General features: G+C 58.8%; 3 protein-coding genes. 2 read left to right on the top strand and 1 reads right to left on the bottom strand.

From position 1 onward, the window contains the following. Window positions 1-1081 (top strand): NAD-dependent epimerase/dehydratase family protein (locus VES88_07295; protein HYN81289.1); only part of this gene is annotated, 1081 nt, incomplete at its 5' end. A gap of 31 nt (window positions 1082-1112) precedes the next feature. Then, window positions 1113-2138, top strand: a complete 1026-nt coding sequence (locus VES88_07290) for a DegT/DnrJ/EryC1/StrS family aminotransferase (GenBank protein ID HYN81288.1) — start codon at window positions 1113-1115, stop codon at window positions 2136-2138. A 38-nt stretch (window positions 2139-2176) separates the two neighbouring features. On the opposite strand, the gene VES88_07285 is transcribed toward VES88_07290, so the two are convergent. After that, window positions 2177-2947: a class I SAM-dependent methyltransferase gene (locus VES88_07285; protein ID HYN81287.1), complete on the bottom strand. Its 771-nt coding sequence runs from the start codon at window positions 2945-2947 to the stop codon at window positions 2177-2179. Window positions 2948-3633 lie beyond the last annotated feature (686 nt).

The following is a 3633-nucleotide window of genomic DNA, read 5'->3' as shown; positions in this document are numbered from 1 at the left end:
GTCAACTCTTTGGGGACAGATTATGACGACTACGTCTCACCACTTCAGTGTCTATAAAAGCAGCTCCGTACTCATCACCGGCGGGCTTGGATTCATCGGCAGCAACTTGGCGCGCAAACTGGTCGAAATCGGCGACGTCGCAGTATCCATTGTTGACGCGCTGGTGCCCGATCAGGGCGGCAACCTCTTTAACGTTCAAGACATTAAAGATCGCGTCAAGGTACACATCGCCGACATAGGTGACGACTATGTCATCAACCACCTCGTCGGCGGGGTCGATTACATTTTCAACCTCGCGGGCAACGTCAGCCACCTCGAATCCATGTTGCGCCCACACCGTGACTTGGAGTTGAACTGCGCCGCTCAACTCACGCTGCTCGAAGCTTGCCGCAATTTTAACCCGCACGTGAAGATCGTCTTCACGAGTACGCGGCAGGTCTACGGCAAACCCGTTTACCTGCCGATCGACGAACATCACCGTTTGTTGCCCCTCGACATTAACGGCATCCACAAATTAGCCGCCGAAAATTACCACCAACTCTACCACCGGGTTTACGGCCTGCGGACTGTGTGCTTGCGCCTGACAAACACTTACGGCCCGCGCCAACTCGTCCGCCACGACCGGCAGGGATTCATCGGGTGGTTCATCCATCAGGCGCTCGACGGCGGCGTGATTGAACTCTTCGGCGAAGGCCGGCAGCGGCGCGATATGAATTACGTTGACGACGTGGTCGAGGCGCTGCTGTTGGCCGGCGCGAGCGAGGCCGCCGAGGGCGAAGTTTTTAACCTCGGCGGCCTCGCCCCGGTGAGCTTGTCCGATCTGGCCGGCGAGTTGATCTCACTGACGGGTCGCGGCTCTATTAATCCCGTGCCGTTCCCGCCCGAACGACAGTTGATCGACATCGGCAACGCTTATTCGAGTTATCACAAGATCGAGACGGCTTTGGGGTGGCGTCCGCGCACGCCGCTGGATAAGGGGCTAACCCGCACCGTCGAGTATTACGAAAAGAATCGGACACATTATTGGGAGTCGGATGCGAATACCGTTTCTCGATCTAACGCGGCAGCATCGGGAGATTGAGGCGGAGGCCGCCGCCGCGCTCACGCGGGTGATGGCGGGCGGCGTCTTTATCCTCGGACGTGAGGTCGAGGCATTTGAAGAAGAGTGGGCGCGCTTTTGCGGCGTGCGAGGCGCGGCGGGCGTCAACTCCGGCACCGACGCGCTCGCGCTCGCGCTGATTGCTTCCGGGGCCGTGCGTCAGGGAAGGCAGGACGAAGTCATCACGTCGCCTCTGACGGCTGCCTATACAGCGCTCGCCATCCTCAACGCCGGTGGCGTTCCCGTCTTCGCCGACATCGACCCGCAAACTTACACGCTCGACCCGTCCGCCGTCGAACGAGTGATCACTCCGCGCACGCGCGCACTCATGCCCGTCCATCTCTACGGCCAGATGGCCGACATGTCTGCGCTCTGCGAAGTGGCCGCGCGTCATGGTCTGACCGTCATCGAAGACGCCGCGCAAGCGCACGGCGCGCGGATAGAGGGGAAGCGCGCGGGCGCGCTTGCTCACGCGGCGGCTTTCAGTTTTTACCCGACGAAAAATCTCGGCGCGTGCGGGGACGGCGGCGCAGTCACGTCAGATGACCTGGCTCTAATTCAGCGCGTGAAAACATTGCGGCAGGGCGGACACGCCCCGGCTTTCCGAGCCGGCGTCGAAGGGCGCAATTCGCGTCTCGACGAGATGCAGGCGGTACTGCTGCGTGTCAAACTCCAACGTCTTGAAAAATGGAATGAACGGCGGCGGAGCCTCACGCGAATTTACGACGAAACGCTACGCGGCACGAGGTTACAACTTCCTTCGACGCGCGCGCCCGAAGCGCACGTTTACCACCTCTACGTGACGCAGCATCCGCAGCGAGATCGCTTGCGCTCTCACCTCGCCGCACACGGAATCGAGGCGTTAATTTATTACCCTTTTTTGCTGCACCAACAACCCTTGTTCCGGCGACCTGAGCAGGGCGCTCTGCCTGTGGCCGAAGACGTGGCGGGCAAAATCTTATCCTTGCCCCTGCACCCACATCTCACGGAAGAAGAGACACGCGAAGTCGCGGACAAAATTCTCCTCTTCGAATCATGACGGCGGGAAAGCGGCAGCTTGTCAGAGAAGCCTATAACTCAGTTGTGCGGTTTCTCTGCGATGCAAATGGCGGAGAGGCCGGCGGGCAAACTCGCCCGTGGGTTTCTCAAGATTCGCGCCTCGCTCAGGAGTGCACTGGCGAGGACGCGGTTCAGCCACTCTAACTTCGGCGGCAACGGCTTAACGTCCGAGCCGCTGTCGGCCAGACCCACACGCTTCAACACGAGCCGCCTCAATGCGGCAGCGGGCAGCAGCAGTGTGTTAGCGTAAGTCGCGCGCGCGATGCTGAAGCCCGCATTCTCCATCCGCTCGATCAGTGCTCCGAGAGTGTACCGACGCTGAGTCCCCAGCGCCTCGTCGTGGCCGCTTCGCATCCATTCGTAAGCGGCGACGCGCACGAAAGCGACGCCGCCCGGTCGAAGCACACGGTACATTTCTCGGATAGCCTGTTCGTCCGCTCCCTCGCCCGGCAGTTGCACCAGCACGTCAAAGCTCGTGAACAGATCGAACGTCGAATCGGCGAACGGCAGATGCATCGCGGACGCCTGAGCTAAATGCGTGTGATGGCGCTCGCGGCAAAACCTCAACGGGCTGGGAACCACATCGATCCCGACGACCGGCCCGCGCCCGGCGAAGCGCGCCAGCCACGAAAGCATTCTACCCGTGCCGCACCCGGCATCCAGAATCAGCCGGTCTTGCGATGGCCGCAATACCGGCTCGAGCAGCGCAGATGAAATCTCGCGCATTCCCGCGAACCACCAGAAGCTCTCTTCCAAAGCGTATAGATATGTAAAATCCTCCTCCTGCATACCTTCTCTCATAACGTGCTGGTCTCATAAACGCAAGTTGTGACCGGCGAAGAAGAGACTGCAGAGTCGCACGGTTCACAGCCATTAACCACATGACCACGGGAGGAAGGAATCAATCTTCGAGGACCTAATTGAGTTATTCTTGACAAGGGCTGAACGGGATAGCAACTCTTGAAGGCGATGCGAGAATGGACAAATTCCCGCTAAAATTCGAGCAGGTGATGAAATTGGAAGATGAATCCGACCTGGTCGCTCCTGAGCGAGACGAGTGGCTGGTTGTCTAAACCGGATAGACGGCTGCGCGGAACAGTGGTAGGTTGTAGCCACCATGAGCACCACTACATTAATAATCATTATCGTCGTGTTACTCCTACTCTTCGGCGGCGGCGGCTACTACTACCGCCGTGGGCGATAAGGACGACCGCGCAAGAGGCGAACTATTACTCTAAGTGGAGGCGATTTGCTTTTATGATGGCCTCTCTTTCGTCCTGTCAGTAGTTCGTCAATTCTTTAAACTCGACAACCTGTCCCTACCAAAAACTTGATTTGGGCAGCAAAACTATACTGCCACCCACGGTCATCAAGTACACGCCGCGGACTCTTGATCCCCATCACTAATTGCCGCCAGTGTGATGGCTCAAACCGCCCTAGCTTAGTACTGCCCTTCGCAATACGGCGACGTATTT

Source organism: Gemmatimonadaceae bacterium (assembly GCA_035633115.1).
In the GTDB taxonomy this organism is placed as follows: Bacteria; Gemmatimonadota; Gemmatimonadetes; order Gemmatimonadales; family Gemmatimonadaceae; genus UBA4720.
Note: the sequence above shows the minus strand (reverse complement) of the source record. Positions and strands in the feature narration are given on the sequence as shown.

Bases quoted from the DNA above. Each gene is read 5' to 3' on its own strand.
- VES88_07290 (HYN81288.1), top strand. From the start codon at position 1,113: ATGGCGGGCGGCGTCTTTATCCTCGGACGTGAGGTCGAGGCATTTGAA.
- VES88_07285 (HYN81287.1), bottom strand. From the start codon at position 2,947: ATGCAGGAGGAGGATTTTACATATCTATACGCTTTGGAAGAGAGCTTC.